This is a genomic window from Halobacteriovorax sp. (genome assembly GCF_041587335.1).
GTDB lineage: Bacteria > Bdellovibrionota > Bacteriovoracia > Bacteriovoracales > Bacteriovoracaceae > Halobacteriovorax.
Genome location: NZ_JBFGYP010000054.1, coordinates 1 through 19,568, shown reverse-complemented (window position 1 = coordinate 19,568; position 19,568 = coordinate 1). Strand labels below are relative to the sequence as shown.

Below are 19,568 nucleotides of genomic sequence, written 5' to 3'. Positions count from 1 at the left end.
TTCTAATATTTTAGAACAAGTAATCTTCTTTCTAGTAGATCCTTTCTTTGTATAATTTGGCCCAAAAGTATCAAGCATAATGAGCTTTTCTATATCTTCGCCCTGTTGTCTTAAGAAGTTAGCAACTTCATAAGCAACTAGTCCTCCCATAGATCCTCCAATAAAGGTAAGAGGACCATTTAGAGATAAACTCATAATCTCAAGGGAGTATTCATAGATCATATCATCAAAGCTTTTACATAGTGCAGATACGCCATCAATACCTGTAGACTGCAGTCCATAAATTGGCCTATCAGAAGGAATAGACTTGAAGAGAATTCTATAATTTAGAACATTCCCCCCTACACCATGGAAAAAGAATACAGGTTTACCACCAGATCCAGGTCGCATTAGAATAAGAGACTTATAAGCAGTATCTACTAAATCATTTGCATTACTATTTGAAGTATTACCTACAACGGTAGAAGTCACCTCATGGTCAATATGTGCTGCCAGCTTACTAATTGATCCGTGATCAAAGAGAACACTTAAGGGTAGATTGACACCATACTTATCATATATTTTACCGAATAGCTCCACTGAGAGTAAGGAGTGACCTCCAACGTCAAAGAAATCATCATTGATATTAATATTAGGAATAGACAAGAGTTCAGACCATATTTGATGAATATTCTCTTCAGTCTTAGATAAAGTTACGTCAGAAACGATACTCTTATTATTAGTCTTATCAGAAAAATTTTGAACAGATGGTAAACTCTTTCGGTCTATTTTTTCATTTAAGGTCATAGGAAACCTATCCATTTTTATAAAATGAGATGGAATCATATAATTAGGTAGCTTCTTTTGTAGATGTTGCCTTAAACTAGTAACCTCTATATCACCTTGACTGATATAGTATGCAACAATTCTAACATCTCCCGGCCTATCTTCTCTCACGATGACGACTTGTTCCTTAACCCCTGGGAAAGATGCTAAAACAGCTTCAATTTCACCAAGCTCAATTCTATAGCCTCTAACCTTGACCTGCCCATCATTTCGGCCTAAACACTCAAGATCACCACTTGTATGATAACGAGCGAGATCACCAGTATCGTAAATGATATCAGTTGGAGAAAATGGCGATTCAATAAACTTCTCATCAGTTAAGTCTTTACGATTAAGATAGCCAAGCGCTAAGCCTTTTCCACCAATAAAGAGATTTCCTGTGACTCCTTGAGGAACTGGTTTAAGATTATCATCAAGAAGAAATATAGTTGTGTTATTTATTGGCCTACCAATTAAAATAGAGCTCTCATTTAATGATAATTTTTTACATGTAGACCAAACTGTTGTTTCTGTTGGGCCATACATATTCCAAACACTTTCACATAAACCTAATAGAGTATGCGCTAAGTCTTTTGGAAAAGGCTCTCCGCCACATAAAACTTTAAAACTCTTACTACCTTTCCAACCAGAATCTAAAAGAAGCCTCCAGCTAGCAGGTGTCGCCTGCATAATAGAGACATCTCTCTCATTTAAGACAGTAGCTAACTGGTCACCAAATATTGCAGTATCTCTATCTACTATTACGACAGAAGCACCTGAGATTAGGGGTAGATATAGTTCTAATACAGATATATCAAAACTTAGTGTAGTGATTGCACATAAGACATCCTCATTTCCAATACCTGGTGAATCTTTCATTGATAGAAGAAAGTTTACAACACTACTCTGTCCAAGCTGTACTCCTTTAGGTTTTCCAGTTGAACCTGACGTATATATTACATAGCAGGTCTGATCTGGCTTAACTAAGAGATTGAGATTAGATGTATTGTAGTTATCAATGTGAGTAGAATTAACTACAACTTTTCTTAGTCCCTTGAAAATATTTTCATTCTCATACTCTTGATTAGTAACCAAGACTTTAATTTTAGAATGATCGATCATATAGAATAGTCTATCTTTTGGAAAATCAGGATCAAGTGGAACATAACCTGCACCAGCTTTCCATATCCCAAAGATAGAGATAAAGAGATTAATATCCCTCTTAACTGCGACACCTACTAGGTCGCCTTCTCCTACTCCCTTTTCTACAAGATAATGTGCGAGTTGATTAGACCTTTCGTTTAACTGCTTATAAGTTAATGAACTACTAGCATCACTAACACAGACTTTATCAGAATAAATTAATACCTGTTGCTCAAAGAGGCCATGAACAGACATGTCTTTTGGTAAATCTACAAAATTTTCATTATATTTAGAAAGTAAACGTTCTAAATTCAAAGGTGATATAAGAGTATTATCACTTATATTACTATTACCATTTTCTCCAATACATCTTAGTACTTCCCTATAATCTAGCGCCATTCTCTCAATTGTTTCCCTCTTGAATAAAGAAGTCATAAAATCAAATCCGCCCGACATACCATTTGGATCACGACGGGCCCAGAAGTCTAGATCAGTATGACAAGCTCCCCTTTCAATAGGAACAGTAATATATGGAAGGTCATGCATTCCTTCATTTCTATTAGTAGCATCTTGATACATAAAGAAGCATTGATAAAGAGGAGTTCGACTTGAGTCTCTAGGGAGACTTAGTTCCCTGACAATATTATCAAATGGAATATCAGAGTTTGAGTAAGCTGAGCTGACTTGATTCTTAACTTTTAAAAGATTATGAGAAAAAGAAGAATTAATATCTAATGTAGTTCTAATAGCAATATTAGATGCAAAAAATCCGATCAAATGATTCAACTCGTTCCAATGCCTCCCTTGAACAGGCATACCAATAATAAAGTCAACATCTCCCGTATATTTATGAAGTAATACATTGAGGCCTGTTAGTAAAACATTGAATAAAGTTGTATTATGTTTTTTAGCAAATGCTTCTAATTTTACAATCTCTTTCTCTTCCCATTTCATAAAATGACTTTGTCCGCGAAAGTCTACAACAGGAGGTCTTTTAAAATCTACTGGAAGATCTAAAACAGGTAAATCACCTTCCAATACTTTAAGCCAATATTTTTTTTGTTTTAAAACAGTATCACTTTTAATGAGGTCTTTTTGCCAAATATTATAATCAAGGTAATTTACATCTAAAGAGTAAATTTCTTCAGCTTCGAGCCCTAAGTTTTTCTTATAAAGCTCTGTCATTTCTTTTTGAAAGATATCGTAACACCATCCATCCCAAAGGATGTGATGAATCAACATATAAAGGTAATATTCACCGTCTGAAGTTTGGTATAATTCAGGGAGAAAGAGATGATCAACAGCTAGATCAATATTTTGAGATGACTTAAGTTTAAGTGCCTCATAAAGGCTTTTTTCATCTTTATGGTCTTTTCTAACTTTTAAGTCATAATCCTTTTTTTCAATTTTTAACATTGGGGTTGAAGTGCTCATGACAATGTTTGCATTCAACACAGGATGTCTATCAATAAACTCTAAAAGAGATTTTTGAAAGGATTTAACATCTAGTCCTTTTCCAAGTTTTCTAAATGAGGGTAAATTAAATAAAGTCGAATTTTCGTTAACTGTTTGAACATACCAGACTCTAAATTGCTGGATACTTAAATTTACAAGTTCATTATTTAAATGTTTTTTCTCAATAGGAGTAACAAGATCCTTATCATCAGAGAGCTCAGAACACATTGAAGCTAGATGACCTACTGTCTTAGCATTAAAAATATCTTTTAAAGATAATATAAAGCCATGTTCCTTTTTAAGTTCGACCATTAATTCACCAGCAAGTAATGAATGACCTCCTAGATGAAAAAAGTTATCTTTTGAACTTATATCTTCTACTCCCAGTAGGCGACAGCACATTTTTTTTATTTTCTCGAATACATCTTGTTCATACTCTACGAATGAATCAGAATTACTTTCAGAAACATTTATGGAATCTACAAGTTCGGGAATATATAAATCAAAATTTAATTCATCTAATACTTCATTAGAGCTAGTTGTAAGCTCTTTCAATATTTCTTGATAGGATGACATCCAAGACGTGATGGTCTCTTCAGAGAAAAGGGATGTATTAAACTGGTTTTCAATATTTACTTCATCACCACAAACAGTGACATTGATAAACATTTCAAAATTTTCAAAATGTCTAGGATTAGTAACATAATGACATTTGAGTTTTTCAAACTCTAACCCTTGACCTGGAGGCTGTAAGTCAATATTGAATATAACAGATACGAGAGGTATTCTAGAAAGATCTCTTTCAAACGTTAATTCTTTAAGAAGGGAGCCAAAAGTAAACTCCTGGTGGTCAATAGCATCCAAGATATTGTTTGAAACATACTTTAAAAAGTCAGGTATTTTCTTTTGTGGTGATACTTCATTTCTAATTGGGAGTAGATTAACACAATGACCAACTAAAGACTTCTTACCTAGGATTGATTGGGCCGCTGCTGAAATACCTACAGTGATATCACTATCTCCAGTCAATTTACCAAGAAGAATAAGATATGCCGAGTACAGAGTTGTATAAAAATTTACTCCACTGGATCTAGAAAAAAGTCTAATTTTTTTTACTAAATCCTCAGGTATATGATGATCATACCTCTTAGAGTTAAATGTTCTCTCTTCTTGCCTCTCATAATCAATAGGAATATTCAAACAAGGAACAGAATCTTTATATAGATTAACCCAATAGTCTCTCTGCTTACCTAAGAGTGGCGTTCTTTTTTCTAGATCTAGAGCGTACTCCCAATATTGATATGGAGCTGGTCTATCAGAAATTAAACCATTAGTGTATGTCGAATAATAATGACTAATATCGTCTAATATTTCAGCACTAGACCATCCATCACAAACAAGATGATGTGCCGACATAATAAGAATTGCTTTATCATTAGACTCTAGTAGTAATTTAAACCTTATAAGTGGTCCATTATGAAGATCAAAATATATTTTAGTTTCTTCTTCTACATAATGCTTTATCTTTTGATTGTTATTTCTTAAGTCATGTATATGAAAATCTAGCTTCTGATTCACAGGAATCATCATATGCATAAAGTCAGATGAAATTGTTGCTCTTAAAACACTATGTCTTTCAATAACTTTAATTAGGGCACGCTTTAGAGACTCTTGATCGAGGTCACCTTCCATATGCAGTGACACTGATTCATTAAAACTAAGGCTGGCCTCAGGGTTGATCCTGATAGAACTTAAAATTTCTCGCTGCGACTCAGTCGTTGCAAAAGATAATTGCAATTCTTCACTGTCTTTAAAAGGATTATAATGAACTTTTTGAAGTTTCAAAATTACTCCTTCTCAATCATAAGATATTCACCTGGATTTTCTTTATCCTCAATAAACCATGCAGGATTACCATTATCATCCTTTCCTAGTCTTGCCTCTGGAACTGGTGGCACAAGAAAGTGTTTTTCACTCTTTGCCCCCTGCTCTACAACAGGAAATATTCCAAGATCTTGCATATCTTTTACTGATTTCTTAAACATTTTAAGAACAAAACTCAGATCCTCTTCTGTATGTGCCATTGTAATATACCAAGGGAACCCATCCCAGATATGTACACCGTTATATCTCATACAAGCAAAGAATAGATCATTATTCTTATTTGTATTTGTATACTTAGACTTTAATACTCCACCAAAATGTTCAAAAGATATTGGCGCTCCAGAAAGCCTACAGAAAGTATTCACTTCATCTACAAAGCGATCTGAATCTTCATTTAATTTTTTATAAAATGATTCGCCTGCATCCTTCAATATAAGTAAAGCTTCTCTCATTGCTCTTAAGGCCAGAGGGTGTCTAACAAACGTTCCCGCAAAATATGTGACCCCCACAGTTGGCGTTGAATCATCACCATACTGCCATTGCCCTCCATCGAGAACATCCATATACTTTTTAGATCCTGCGATTACTCCAATAGACATTCCGGCACCTATAATTTTACCGTAGGTCGCTAAATCGGCCTGTATTCCAAAATACTCTTGAGCGCCACCTGCACTATTTCTAAAGCCTGTTATAACTTCATCAAAAATGAGAGCGACATCATTTCTTGAAGTAAGATCTCTAACTTTCTTTAAGAACTCTTTTGGACGAAATCCAGGTCTTCGACTTTGAACTGTCTCAGAAATAACACAAGCAATATTTCCTATTTCTTGCTCTATTCTCTTGTAAGATTCTTCTGTGCCATACTCTAATATAATAATATCCTTAACAGCTTCTTTACTTATACCTGCTGCTGCAGGCATTGCACGTCCGTCTTTAAGTCCTCGAACAATAACCTCGTCATTTATCCCATGGTAGGATCCTGTAAACATGACAACTTTCGTTTTACCAGATATTGCTCTAGCAGCTCTAATAGCACCTAGAACTGCTTCAGAACCCGTATTACAAAATGCAGCACGCTCTAGTCTAGTGAACTCACAAATAAGTTCAGCACATTCACCAACAAGTTCATGTTGAGGACCTATCTCCATTCCCTTATCTAATTGATCGTGTAACGCGGCATTTATTCTTGGGTTTTGATTTCCAAAAAAGTTTGAACCAAAACCACAAGTCATATCAACATATTCATTTCCATCTATATCCCACAAATGTTGTGCCTTTGACTTATTAACAACTATGGAATAAATAATTTCTTTTATCTCAGGTCTAAAGCCAGACACAACTCTAGGGTCAGAGTTAATGGCCCTATATTTTTGAGTAAAGTTTTTAGATTTAATAGTTTTCTTCGCATACTTTTCAAGAAATTGATTAATTTTTGTTTCTGTTTCAACATCCATTGCTTCTTTAACCGTAGAGATTCGGGCCTGCGCTCCAAATGCTGTACTAGAAGTATTAACGCTTAATTTTACATTTTTTACATCTTCATTTTCAGTACTATGAATTTTATTTGAACTAGGGGTCGTGGTAGTTTTTTGAGCAGAAGGTTGATTGTATTGAGTAATACTTCTTTGTCCAGATAGCATTTGAACCTGTTGGCTCATTATATCTAACTGTCTATTTATAATGTCCTGTAAAGCATTCCCAGAACTCTCAGTTGTAACTGTTCCTAGTTGTTGACTAGTAGAAACTATAGGAATAGAATTTTCAGCAACAGTAGTAGCGTGTGAAGAAGCGACATTTACTTCAGCACTATTTTCTAAAGAAGAAATAATACTTTGATCACCATTTTCTTTTACATAATCAGATAACTTATCGATGGTTGAAACACTATCCATTAATTGTCTAAAAGTCAGAGGACAATTAAAGTGCTTTGATATTATCAATGAAACTTGTGTTAATAATAAAGAGTCAAAGCCTAGGGCTATAAACGTTTGTTGATTGTCTAGTTCACTATTAGAAAATCCCGATGTATCCTCAATAATAGTCATCAACTCTTTTGTAACTAATGATTTCATACCTGGCCTTTTTATTGGTAGTTCAATTTTTTCATTTCTTTTCACGTTAAACGAGTCTAACCATAAGCTTCTATAGTCAAAGCAATATTCAGGAAGAGGAACCTTAGACCCTTCCTTATGAAACATATTAATTTTTAACTGTCCCAATTCCCATAATTGTCCTATCTGGCTGAAAAAATGATTTAGTTCAACTTTTCCAGGTTTATCAGTTAGTAAATTTATGCATTCCCACTTAGTTTTATTTTCTCTTAATTGCATGCGCGCAAGTGTAACGAGAGTATTACGTGGTCCTAATTCAATAAGAGTATATTTTTTCGAAGATTTAGAAAGATAATCAATACCATTTTTGAATAAAACTGGTTTTGCAATATGCTCGGCCCAGTACTCAGATTTTGACATCTCGCTCTCGACCCATTTATTTAAAAGAGTTGAGTATATCTTCTTCGATGGGTTAGACAATTTAAATTGATCTACATATTTTTTATAAATTGGTACTATTTCATTCATCATACTCGAATGAAAAGCATGGGATGTGTGTAGTTTTCTTGCTTGAATATTTTTTGAATCAAGAGTTTCCTTTAATGTATCAATTGCATTATCTGGTCCCGCAACAACCATTAGAGTTGGCCCATTAACTGCTGCAAGCTGAATATTATCATTTAAATATTGCTTAATATCTTCATCATTAAGACGTACAGAAAGCATTGATCCAGAAGGGAGATCTCTCATAAGTTGTGATCTTTTAGATATCATCTTCAGAGCATCATCTAAAGACATTACATTGGCCAAAACAGCAGCAACAAACTCTCCGACACTGTGACCGATATAAGTTTTAGCTCTTATACCAAAGCTCTCTAAAAGTATCGCAAGAGCGTACTCTGTTACAAAAATTGCAGGTTGTGTATAAAATGTATTTTTAAGTGCTTCCTCATCCTTTCGAAAGAAAAGAATCTCACGTAGGTCAATCTCAAGAGGAACCTTCAAGTTTTCACAGCAATAATCTACAGCCTTTTTATACTCTTCAAACTCTTCATATAAAGAGTGTCCCATTCCAAGGTACTGCGCCCCCTGACCAGGAAAAGCAAATAAGATCTCACTTTTCTCTACTTCTTTAGAAACTTGTTTATCTAACTCATTAAGAAGCTCTTCTTTTGTTTTAGCAAAAACAAGATGTCTATATTTATAATCCTCTCTTCCATTACAAAGAGTGTAAGAAATATTACGAAGAGATATATCATTCTCTTTTATATACTCAGAAAGAGACTTAACCGATTTCTCTAGAGATATTTTACTTTTTGCACTTATAGGAAATGGTAAATATTCATCTTCTGTGTGCTCATTTCTTTTTTCATTAATATAATTTTCTATTATGACATGAGCATTTGTTCCTCCCACACCAAATGAAGATATTGCAGCTCTTCTTAAACTACTATCCCAGTAAGACTTCTCTTTCAGGATCGTAAAGGGTGTGTTCTCAAGACCCAAGTCAGGATTGGGTGAATTAAAGTGTCTTGTTGCAGGAAGAATAGAGTTTTCAACAGAAAGAACGGCCTTAATAAAACCTGCTACTCCAGCAGCACTGATTGTATGACCAATATTACCTTTTACAGAACCAAGTACGGCCTTATGATTTTTAACATTCCAGGCCTGAGTAACTGCAGCGATTTCAATAGGGTCACCAACAGGGGTGGCCGTTCCATGCGCTTCAAAAAGACCTATTGTCTCTGGATCAACTGCTCCATCGGCAAGAGCCATCTCAATAACATCTTTCTGCCCATTAACACTAGGTGCAGATAAGCTAACCTTATCATTGCCATCATTATTAATTCCAACTCCAGACATAACAGCATATATGTGATCATTCTCTTTTTTAGCTAACTCTAAATCTTTAAGAATAACAACACCAATACCATCACAAAATATAGTTCCAGAGCTATCTTTATCAAAAGGTTTACAGTAACCATCTTTTGAACGAATACTCCCCTCTTGATATAAGTATCCTACTTTAGACTTCACATCTACATTAACACCACCAGCAATTGCCATATCGCAGTCACCAGACTGTATTGCCTTTACTGCTTGAATAATTGCAACAAGTGAAGTTGAACAAGCTGTGTGTAAGCTTAAAGCCGGGCCATTACAACCAAGCCTATAAGCAATTTGTGTAGCTACATAGTCTTTCTCATTTAGAGTATCAACATTCCACTCACCAAGAGATTTAACTTTATCTGGATGTTTCAGAACATTATTTATGAAGTATGTATTATGCGACATTCCAGCAAACACACCAATTTTTGCTTCTGTTTTTGATGGTGAGTTACCACTATGATCTAGTGCTCTTTTTGAAAACTCTAGCATTAAACGTATTTGAGGATCCATCAATTCACCGGTACGAGGATTCATACCAAAGAATGAACAGTCAAAAAGATCGATATCTGGAATATAACCTCTTGCCTTAATATAGTTAGGGTTCTCTTTCTCTAATTCAGTCACACTAGGGTCAAGTTCATCATTTTTAAAAAATGAAATACCATCTGTTTTATTTAAGATCATTTCCCAGAACTCTTCTAAATCATTTGCTCCTGGAAATTTACCTGCCATACCAACAATTGCAACTTGTCGATGGTCCTTGTGTATCTTTTGACTTCTCTTAGTTGTGCTAACCTCACCCGTTAAAAACTGAGCACACTTTTTTATACTTGGATATTGAAAGAAATTTGCGATTGTAATTTGTTGAGAAAGATCACTTTTCATCTTGGCTATTATTTTTATTGCCATGATAGAACTACCACCAACATCGAAGAAATTTTCTTCAACATCAATTGATTCCATTGCCATGACTTCACGCCAGATTGAGGCTATTCCTTCCTCTAACTCTTCACGTGATAAATTCTGTTCATTCATTAACAGGCCAATAGTTAGTCTTACTAAACCTTTAGAAACTAACTAAGAATAAACTTAGTCTTTCAATCAGGTCGGATTAATAATATTTAAAATTTTATAGATACTAGTCGGAATAATATCCATTTTATTGAGAGGAATATTAGATTTGGGACATATAGATGAATAATTTTAGTAAGATACAAGGCCAAATTAATTGACCCCGCCACTCAGTTTTAGGTGTAAAACGTATAATCTACTATAATAGTAATCGAATTTCTTTTAAGGACTTAATCTCGTCTCTAAGCTTTGCTGCAAATTCGAAATCTAGCTCTTTAGAGGACTGCTTCATTTTCTTAGTTAGATCTTCAATTTGTTTATCTAGTGAACTGGCACTTAACTCTCCTGAGAGCTTTGATTTGGGTCCTTTTGCAGTTTTAGTTCCTTTCGAACCACGTAGTGTTTCTATCACTCCCCCAGACACCTTCTTAGATATTGTGATTGGAGTAATTCCATTTTTACGATTATATTCCTCCTGAATAGATCTTCTTCTCTTCGTTTCACCAATTGCTTTTTCCATACTCTTTGTATTTTTATAAGCATAGAGAATTGCTCTCCCTTCAGAATTTCGAGCTGCTCGACCAATTGTTTGAATAAGAGATCTTTCAGATCTTAGAAATCCTTCTTTATCTGCATCTAAAATGGCCACTAGAGAAACCTCAGGAATATCTAGACCTTCTCTCAATAGATTAATTCCAACTAGCACATCAAACTCTCCAAGACGAAGATCTCTTAAAATCTCCATACGCTCTAAAGTATCAATATCTGAGTGTAGATACTTAACTTTTATTCCGGCACCTTGGTAATAATTAGTAAGCTCTTCTGATAACTTCTTAGTTAATGTCGTTATTAAAACTCTTTGATTTTTTTTAATTGTGTTCTTTACTTCAATTAGTAGATCATCAACCTGAGTTGTTGCATCTCTCACTTCAATAATAGGATCTAAAAGTCCTGTAGGTCTAATGACTTGCTCTACATATTCTCCATGCGTTCTCTCTAGTTCATAGTTTCCAGGAGTTGCTGATACATAAAGAACTTGGTCTAGTTTTTTTTCAAATTCAGGGAAATTAAGGGGTCTATTATCTAGAGCTGAAGGTAGCCTAAATCCAAAATCAACAAGATTTTGCTTTCTTGCTCTATCGCCTCTATACATTCCTCCGACTTGAGAAACTGTGATGTGTGACTCATCAATAATCATTAAAAAGTCATTTTTAAAGAAATCAATTAAGGTTGGCGGAGGGTCTCCCTCATTACTTCCAGTAAGATGTCGTGAATAGTTTTCTATCCCTGAGCAAAATCCCATTTCTTCCATCATTTCTAGATCTAATAGAGTTCTTTGTTCAAGTCTTTGTCTCTCTACAAGTTTTTCTTGAGCTTGTAGTTCTTGTAACCTAGACCTTAATTCAGTCTTTATAGTTCCAATTGCTCTTTCTAGTTTTTTTTCACTAACAACATAATGTGACTTAGGGTAAATCGTAACTTTCTTCAAGCTTTGAAGAATCTTTCCTCTTAGAGGATCAACAATGGAAATAGACTCAATAACATCGTCAAAGAACTCTATTCTAATAACATCTGATTCCTCAGAAGCAGGAAAGACTTCAACTAGATCTCCTCTAACTCTAAAACAACCTCTAGAGAAATCAATATCATTTCGTTGAAATTGTATTGAGACAAGGTCTCGAAGTAATTGATCTCTATCTATCTCATCATCAATAAATAAATTAATCTTTTGTGACTCATATTCATCAGGAGCACCAATACCATAGATACAACTCACACTAGCGACAACGATAACGTCTTCTCTTTCTAATAAGTTTCTAGTAGCACTATGGCGTAACTTATCGATCTCATCATTAACGCTTGCATCTTTTTCTATAAATGTATCTGTACCTGGAACATAGGCTTCAGGTTGATAGTAATCGTAGTAGGAAACGAAATACTCGACAGCACTTTCAGGGAAAAATTCTCTAAACTCAGCATAGAGTTGTGCTGCTAAAGTTTTGTTATGCGCTAGAATTAGAGTCTTTTTACCAAGGTTTTTAATTACATGGGCCATGGTAAAAGTTTTTCCTGAACCAGTTACACCAAGTAGAGTCTGTTCCGTTTCCCCACTCTGAAACTTTTCAGTTAAATTTTTAATTGCCTCTGGTTGATCACCACAAGGACTAAATTCTGAATGTATTTTAAAAGTATCGTTTTTATCTTTCATGTTTTTTTATTTCAGTTAAAATATGTTTATGAATATAACTAATCACCAATCTCTATCTTATAAAAGAAATAAGCTTTTCATAGATAATCATTGTATTAATTCTATAACCAAAGACATTAAAACACCATTTTATCTCTACAGTGTTAAGGCCATAGAAAATAATTACTTAAACTTTTCTAAAGAGGCCATTAAGAACAAACTTCATAACCCACTTATTTGCTATGCTTTAAAAGCCAACTCAAACATTCACTTATTAAAAGTACTAAAAAAATTAGGTGCTGGTGCAGATATTGTGTCCGGTCGTGAGTTAAAACAGGCACTAAAAGCAAAAATCTCCCCACAAAAAATTGTCTTCTCAGGAGTTGGAAAAAAAGAAGAAGAGATTACTCTTGCACTAAACTGCCACAAAGAGGGAATATATTCTTTTAACGTTGAGAGTATTGAAGAGCTGGAGATGATTGGAAAGGTCGCAAAGTCTCTAAATAAGCAAGCCAGAGTTGCACTTAGACTAAACCCTCAAGTCAACGTAAAGACCCATAAACATATTTCAACAGGTGGGAAAAGTCACAAATTTGGAATATTAAAAGAAGATATTGAAGCCGCTCTTAAAAAAAAGAAGCTTTGGAAAAATATTAATCTCATTGGCATGTCGACGCATATTGGTTCTCAACTAACCTGTCTAAAGGCTACTGAGAAGGCCCTAAATGAACTTTCAAAACTATGTCTATCAATTGGTCACAACCTTGAATTTATAGACGTGGGTGGTGGTCTTGGAGTCCCCTACAATCATGACCAACCACTTAGTTCGTTAAGTGATTACATGAAACTAGTAAGTAAAGTATTTAAGAGATATTTTAAAGAAATGCCAAGAATTGTTTTTGAACCTGGTAGATATATCGTCGCAAACTCCGGTCTTTTGATTACAGAAGTTATTAGAACTAAAAAATCAGCAGATAATAAATTTATAATTGTCGATGGTGGCATGAATGACTTTGTGAGGTCTTCTCTATATGGAGCTTACCATCATGTTCTCCCTGTTTCTAAAAGGTCTGGAAAGAGAAGTCCGTGCCATGTTGTTGGACCAATTTGTGAAACAGCTGATTCATTTGCTAGTTACCGAGAACTCCCTCCGCTAAAGTCTAGGGATAGAGTCTGTATTGGAGATGTTGGTGCCTATGGCCACACTATGAGCTCTACATATAATATGAGAGAGAAAGTGAAAGAATATGTAATTGATTTAGATGGTAAATTATTAAAATAACTGATCAGCTCTAATGCTGATCAGTCTACTTAAAGTACTCGTCAATTTCTGTGCTAATTTTCTTAGTATCATCGCCATTTGATAACGATATTTCTTGGGCAAGTAAATCTCTACACTGCTCAAGCATCTTCTTTTCACCAAAACTTAAGTTCTTCTTATCTCTAAGTAAGAATAAAGCACGTAAGACATCCGCAATCTCTAATAAAGAGCCAGTCTTTACTTTTGCCATATATTCTCTATATCTTCTATTCCAAGTTGAGTTATCAACTTCAACATCATGATCTTGTAGTAGATCATAGACCTCATTGATTTCATTGCTTCCAACAAGCTCTCTGATACCATTTTCTGAGTTCGTAGGGACCATTACCGTCATACCATTGGCAATAATTTTAATGATGTAAAAAGATAATGTCTCTTCTCCAACCACTCTTTCTTCAACATCGCATACCTGACCAACTCCGTGTCCAGGACATACTGCATAATCGCCAATATTAAACATAAGTAACCTCCGTAAAAATACTCTCTTCATTTATATCTCGACGCGCTGCTTTTAACAATTGACCTTGAAATAATTACAGGTGGTGTGGACTTTATAGACAGGAAATTATAAGTGCTTTTTCTTTTAAAATCAGATACTTATAAAAAAGGCCCTAATATAAAACTAGGGCCTCTTTGTTATTTTAAATAAATTTAGATTAATCTAAAGGATTAGAATCTAGCTTGAACTTCGTTTTTATCGAAGAAGTAGTTGATTTCTCTATCAGCAGAAGCTTGAGAATCAGAACCGTGAACAGCATTTTCACCGATTGATTTAGCATAAAGCTTTCTTAGAGTACCTTCTGCAGCCTCAGCTGGGTTAGTTGCTCCCATAATCTCTCTGTTCTTATCAACAGCACCTTCACCTTCAAGTGCCATAATCATTACTGGCGCAGAAGTCATGAAAGATACAAGTTCACCAAAGAAAGGTCTATCTTTGTGCTCAATGTAGAAACCTTCAGCTTTTTCTTTTGAAAGGTGTACTAGTTTTGCAGCAGCAACTCTTAGTCCTTCACTTTCAAATTTAGCGATAATATTTCCGATATTGTTATCTAATACAGCATTTGGCTTAACGATACTTAGTGTTCTTTCCATTATAATTCTCCTTAATAAAAATTATTATTTTTTACCTAAAACTTCTTCCATCTTGTGACCAAGTTCAGCTGGTGATCTAGCAATAGTCACACCACATTCTTCTAGAATTCTGAACTTTGCTTCTGCAGTGTCATCTCCACCAGAGATAATTGCACCAGCATGTCCCATTCTCTTACCTGCAGGAGCAGAAGCACCAGCAATGAAAGATACAACAGGCTTAGTCATATTTTTTTGAATCCATCTACCTGCATCAGTTTCAGCATTTCCACCGATCTCACCGATCATGATAACAGCTTCAGTATCAGGGTCTTTTTCAAAAAGTTCTAATACATCAATAAAGTCTGTTCCATTAACAGGATCTCCACCAATACCAACACAAGTTGATTGACCAATATCTCTTTGAGTTAATTGGAAAACCGCTTCGTAAGTTAAAGTTCCTGAACGAGATACAACACCAACTTTACCTGGCATATGAATATGTCCTGGCATAATTCCGATCTTACACTCACCTGGAGTGATAAGGCCTGGACAGTTAGGACCAATTAAACGTGTATTTGAACCTTGAAGCGCAGCTTTAACTTTAACCATATCAAGAATTGGAATACCTTCAGTAATTGCAATTACAAGTGGCATTCCAGCATCGATACATTCTAAGATTGAATCTGCAGCAAATGGAGGTGGTACCATTACCATAGCAGCATTTGCTTCTGTTTTATCAACAGCTTCTCTAACAGTATTAAAAACTGGGAAACCTTCATGAACAGTTCCACCCTTACCTGGAGTTACGCCACCAACAAAGTTAGTTCCGTAATCTCTTGACTGAAGAGAGTGAAAAGTTCCCTGCTTACCAGTGAAACCAATAGTGATTAATTTCGTGTCTCTATTAATTAGAATGGCCATTACGCCTCCCCTTTTGTTGCTTCAACAACTTTCACTGCAGCATCTGCAAGATCGTCAGCAGCAATAATAGTTAATTCGGACTCGTTAAGAATTTTCTTCCCAAGTGCTACGTTTGTACCTTCAAGTCTTACAACTAGAGGAACTGTAACTCCTAGAGATTTTGCAGCAGCAACAACGCCTTCAGCGATGATGTCACACTTCATAATTCCACCAAAGATATTAACTAGGATGGCCTTAACATTTTGATCAGAAAGAATAATTGAAAAAGCTTTTTCAACTGTTTCTTTTGTAGCTCCCCCTCCTACATCAAGGAAGTTCGCTGGCTCACCACCGTGAAGCTTAATAATATCCATAGTACCCATAGCTAGACCGGCACCATTTACTAGACAACCAATATTTCCATCTAAAGAAATATAAGAAAGACCATACTTAGCAGCATCTAGCTCTTCAGCAGATTCTTCTGTTGGATCTCTCATCGCTTCAATTTCAGGATGTCTGAAAAGAGCATTGTCATCAAAATTTAATTTCGCATCAAGAGCAATCATTTCACCACTTTTAGTTTTAACTAATGGGTTGATTTCCGCGATAGTACAATCTGTAGCAATATAAAGATCGTAAAGTCCCTTAAAGAATTTTGTTGCTTCTTTAACAAGCTCTTTGTCTTTAATACCGATACCGTAAGCAAGCTTTCTACCGATAAATGGAGTAAAACCTGCAGCAGGATCAACCGCTACTTTTATGATTTTCTCTGGAGTTTCTTCTGCAACTTTTTCAATCTCTACACCACCTTCAATAGATGCCATAAATGTTGCCTTACCTGTTGCACGGTCTAATACGATACCTGCATAGTATTCGTGCTCAATCTCACACCCTTCTTCGACTAAAAGTGTAAGCACTTTCTTTCCTTCAGGTCCTGTTTGATGAGTCACTAGAGTCTTACCTAGAATGTCGTTAGCATGTGCCTTAACTTCATCCATATTTTTAGCAAGTTTAACTCCACCAGCTTTTCCTCTACCACCAGCATGGATTTGAGCTTTAACAACCCAAACATTTCCACCAAGCTTCTTGGCTCCTTCAACGGCTTCGTCGACGGACTTAGCTACCTGACCACCTAGAACTTTAATTCCAAATTTCTTCATCAGTTCTTTGGCCTGGTACTCATGTACGTTCATGAATCTCTCCTAAGTTTTTATTTTAAAAATTGATTTTCATAATAGTGGCAAGTTGCGCATGATACTAGGTGCTATGCTTCATAAGAGATTGATTTTTTATGATTTTATGTCCAAAATCAGTATTATTTTTAAGATTACTATAAAAAAGGTTGATTTAATGCAGCACAACAGAGAGTATTTTTGTTTAGAACCAGCTAAATTTCGTCTAGATGGTGGTGCGATGTTTGGAATAATACCTAAACCTCTATGGAATAAAGTACACCCTAGTGACGAACAGAATAGGATTGATTTGGCGCTTAGACTTATCCTTATAAAGGAAGAAGATAAAGTAATCCTTATAGATACTGGAATTGGTGATCATAATCCTGAAAAATTTAACGAACGCTTTGATGTTAGAACTGAAATGCAGCCTCTATCCCTTGCTCTTAAAGAAATAGACTTAACTCCTGACGACGTTACAGACTTAATTCTAAGCCATCTTCACTTTGACCATATTGGAGGAATTGGAGAAATGGTAGATGGAGTAATGACTCCAATCTTTAAGAATGCAAAATGCCATATTCACAAAGAGCACTACGATTATGCTCACTCTCCTACAGAGAGAGACTCAGGCTCTTTTCATTGCAAGAACTTTGACCCTGTTGTGGACTGGTATAAAGATAACTCTCTTATGGTTTGGCATGATGGAGAGGAAGGAAAAATTCTCGACCTAAAGTCTGGGCCAATAAACTTCAAGTGCTCTCATGGTCACACTCCATTCTTAATGCATCCATATGATGAAAGATTTATCTACCTAGCAGACCTAATTCCTACTTCTAACCACGTTCATATCCCTTGGGTTATGGGATATGACATTAGCCCGGGAATCACGACTAAAGACAAGAGAGAGTTTTTAAACTTTATATTTGAAAAAGATCTAACAATGATTTACGAGCATGACCCAATTTATTGGGGTGGAAAGTTAGTAGAAGGAAAACGAGGATTAGCTTGTGGAGAAAACTTTAATCAAATTGAAAAATCAGCCTATAAAATAAACTTATAGCTTATAGTCATCAAGAGACTTTTGAACTTCATCCATTTTGGTTTTAGAAGTCTCTTGAAGAAAAAGTGATCGCTTTATAAATAACTTTCTAAGGCGATTCCTACTTTTCTTTCTAATTCTTTTTACTTTCTTAGTCATGGTCACCATATCTGAGGCCATCTCTCCGATTCTTTTACCTTGTTCTAATAAGTCTTCAAACTTTTTAGACATAATTGGATCAGAGATCTCATATTCTTTATATTTTTTATGTGACTCTAAGATTAACCCTTGAAGGACAGGCCCTAGATTTTTGCTATAGAGAATTTCAAAAGATTCTATTTCTTTTCCTCTACGTATTGAAGTTAAAACATCTTCATATGTCTTATAAATCTTGGTCGATAAAGATGAGTATGTCTTATAAACTTCTACCAAATACTTTAAAGGTTTTACTTCTTCAGCTCTTGTTTTCTCTTTGTAATTTGCGATACTTTTTTCAAAATCTTCTTTTGTTCCAGGATAGATTAAACTCTTCCCTCTAAAGCGCAATTGTTGCTCAGGCTTTAAGAAGCTAAATTCAAACTTTGAATACAAATAAGTATAAGCTCTTTGTTCAACACCTATTGGGATCGCCAACATCTGTACATAATACTCACCTGAAGCAAAGCGATCACCTTTAACTATTTTAACTTCAGGGAATTTTGCAATACCATTTACAGCAATTCCCATAGCTGTTGCCACAACTTTATTCTTTGAGATTGTTTTATTATTCACTGATGTAAGAGTTAGATAAACTTTAGACTTATGCCTGATATTTGTAGCGAGCATCAATTCTTTTGAATTCTTAGACATAAAGACTTCGGCCCTAACATCACCTGTAAAAGCCGCGCTTCTGATCTCATCAACTCTTTCAATAGTAATAGAAGAGAAGTCATCTAAATTAACATAGGACTGAGCGCTTTGATATATAAGGTAAGCCGATAAAACGAGGATAATAAAGCACGACGCAATTGCAGAGACTAATTTATAATTAACCTTTCTATTTTTCTTATCAGCTTCTATCTCACCCCAAACATCTTCTTCCTCTTTAGCAACCGTCGGCTCAACATGAATACTTTGAACCTCTTCTTCAGCCTCAATTTCGACAGGTTCAGTATCCACAGGTGGAACTTCTTCAACGAAGTTCTCTATGAATTCTTCTTGCGAAGGTTCAACTATTTCTTCAATAACATTTTCGTCAATAGTTTCTTCTTCATAAGGAAATTCAATTACTATTTCTTCAACGTTTTCAGCTGGATTATTAGGTAAATCTGGAAGGTCTGGAACTTCAACTACTGGTAGTGATATCTCTTCTTCAGGTAGGTCTGGAAGGTCGGGTAAATCAGGAAGCTCAATTGGAGCTTCTTCAATTGCCTCAAAATCTGGTAAATCAGGAAGATCTTCAACAACTTCTAATTGCTCATCAATCTCTTCTAATTCAGGAAATAAGTCTATGACTTCTTCCACATTAGGTGGAAGCACTTCTAGATCCTCAACATCTGGCAGAATCTCTTCTTCCTCGTCTGCTATTGGATAAAAC

At 35.2% G+C, this 19,568-nt stretch carries 9 protein-coding genes and 1 pseudogene; 2 read left to right on the top strand and 8 right to left on the bottom strand.

Annotated features, from left to right (window positions below; genetic code table 11):
- From ABX784_RS09375 to uvrB, 3 genes are all read right to left on the bottom strand, one after another.
- Positions 1 to 5,247: amino acid adenylation domain-containing protein (locus ABX784_RS09375; protein WP_372654767.1), on the bottom strand; the 5,247-nt coding region annotated here is incomplete at its 3' end.
- 2 nt (positions 5,248 to 5,249) lie between these two features.
- Positions 5,250 to 10,262 (bottom strand): aminotransferase class III-fold pyridoxal phosphate-dependent enzyme, encoded by a 5,013-nt coding sequence (locus ABX784_RS09370; protein ID WP_372654766.1) that lies wholly within the window; start codon positions 10,260 to 10,262, stop codon positions 5,250 to 5,252.
- A gap of 235 nt (positions 10,263 to 10,497) precedes the next feature.
- A complete protein-coding gene (gene uvrB, locus ABX784_RS09365) occupies positions 10,498 to 12,507 on the bottom strand; it encodes an excinuclease ABC subunit UvrB (protein WP_372654765.1) in 2,010 nt (669 codons plus the stop codon).
- 28 nt (positions 12,508 to 12,535) lie between these two features.
- Here uvrB and lysA point away from each other — a divergent pair, with 28 nt between their 5' ends.
- Complete coding sequence (gene lysA, locus ABX784_RS09360) at positions 12,536 to 13,768, top strand: diaminopimelate decarboxylase (protein ID WP_372654764.1); 1,233 nt, start codon at positions 12,536 to 12,538, stop codon at positions 13,766 to 13,768.
- Between the two features lie 25 nt (positions 13,769 to 13,793).
- Here lysA and ABX784_RS09355 read toward each other — a convergent pair whose 3' ends face one another.
- The 4 genes from ABX784_RS09355 to sucC all read right to left on the bottom strand — a co-directional run bounded on the left by ABX784_RS09355 (position 13,794) and on the right by sucC (position 16,971).
- Positions 13,794 to 14,267, bottom strand: coding sequence for a CarD family transcriptional regulator (locus ABX784_RS09355; protein WP_372654763.1), 474 nt, complete (start codon positions 14,265 to 14,267; stop codon positions 13,794 to 13,796).
- 209 nt (positions 14,268 to 14,476) lie between these two features.
- Positions 14,477 to 14,905 carry a nucleoside-diphosphate kinase gene (gene ndk / locus ABX784_RS09350; RefSeq protein WP_372654768.1) on the bottom strand — a complete coding sequence of 143 codons (429 nt, stop codon included), beginning with the start codon at positions 14,903 to 14,905 and terminating at the stop codon, positions 14,477 to 14,479.
- 18 nt (positions 14,906 to 14,923) lie between these two features.
- Positions 14,924 to 15,799, bottom strand: coding sequence for a succinate--CoA ligase subunit alpha (gene sucD, locus ABX784_RS09345; RefSeq protein WP_372654762.1), 876 nt, complete (start codon positions 15,797 to 15,799; stop codon positions 14,924 to 14,926).
- Positions 15,799 to 16,971 carry an ADP-forming succinate--CoA ligase subunit beta gene (sucC, locus tag ABX784_RS09340; protein WP_372654761.1) on the bottom strand — a complete coding sequence of 391 codons (1,173 nt, stop codon included), beginning with the start codon at positions 16,969 to 16,971 and terminating at the stop codon, positions 15,799 to 15,801. Before sucC ends, sucD begins: the two co-directional genes overlap by 1 nt.
- Positions 16,972 to 17,128: 157 nt before the next feature.
- Here sucC and ABX784_RS09335 point away from each other — a divergent pair, with 157 nt between their 5' ends.
- The gene (locus tag ABX784_RS09335; protein ID WP_372654760.1) at positions 17,129 to 18,013 is read left to right on the top strand and encodes an MBL fold metallo-hydrolase; all 885 of its coding nucleotides are present in this window, start codon (positions 17,129 to 17,131) and stop codon (positions 18,011 to 18,013) included.
- Here ABX784_RS09335 and ABX784_RS09330 read toward each other — a convergent pair.
- Positions 18,008 to 19,568 (bottom strand): annotated as a pseudogene (locus ABX784_RS09330) (hypothetical protein); the annotation flags it as partial. The gene ABX784_RS09335 and the pseudogene ABX784_RS09330 overlap by 6 nt on opposite strands.

What these genes read in the sequence shown, in the direction of transcription:
- ABX784_RS09370 (WP_372654766.1), bottom strand. Translation starts at nt 10,262, where the DNA reads ATGAATGAACAGAATTTATCACGTGAAGAGTTAGAGGAAGGAATAGCC.
- ABX784_RS09335 (WP_372654760.1), top strand. Translation starts at nt 17,129, where the DNA reads ATGCAGCACAACAGAGAGTATTTTTGTTTAGAACCAGCTAAATTTCGT.
- lysA (WP_372654764.1), top strand. Translation starts at nt 12,536, where the DNA reads ATGAATATAACTAATCACCAATCTCTATCTTATAAAAGAAATAAGCTT.
- sucC (WP_372654761.1), bottom strand. Translation starts at nt 16,971, where the DNA reads ATGAACGTACATGAGTACCAGGCCAAAGAACTGATGAAGAAATTTGGA.
- ABX784_RS09355 (WP_372654763.1), bottom strand. Translation starts at nt 14,267, where the DNA reads ATGTTTAATATTGGCGATTATGCAGTATGTCCTGGACACGGAGTTGGT.
- sucD (WP_372654762.1), bottom strand. Translation starts at nt 15,799, where the DNA reads ATGGCCATTCTAATTAATAGAGACACGAAATTAATCACTATTGGTTTC.
- uvrB (WP_372654765.1), bottom strand. Translation starts at nt 12,507, where the DNA reads ATGAAAGATAAAAACGATACTTTTAAAATACATTCAGAATTTAGTCCT.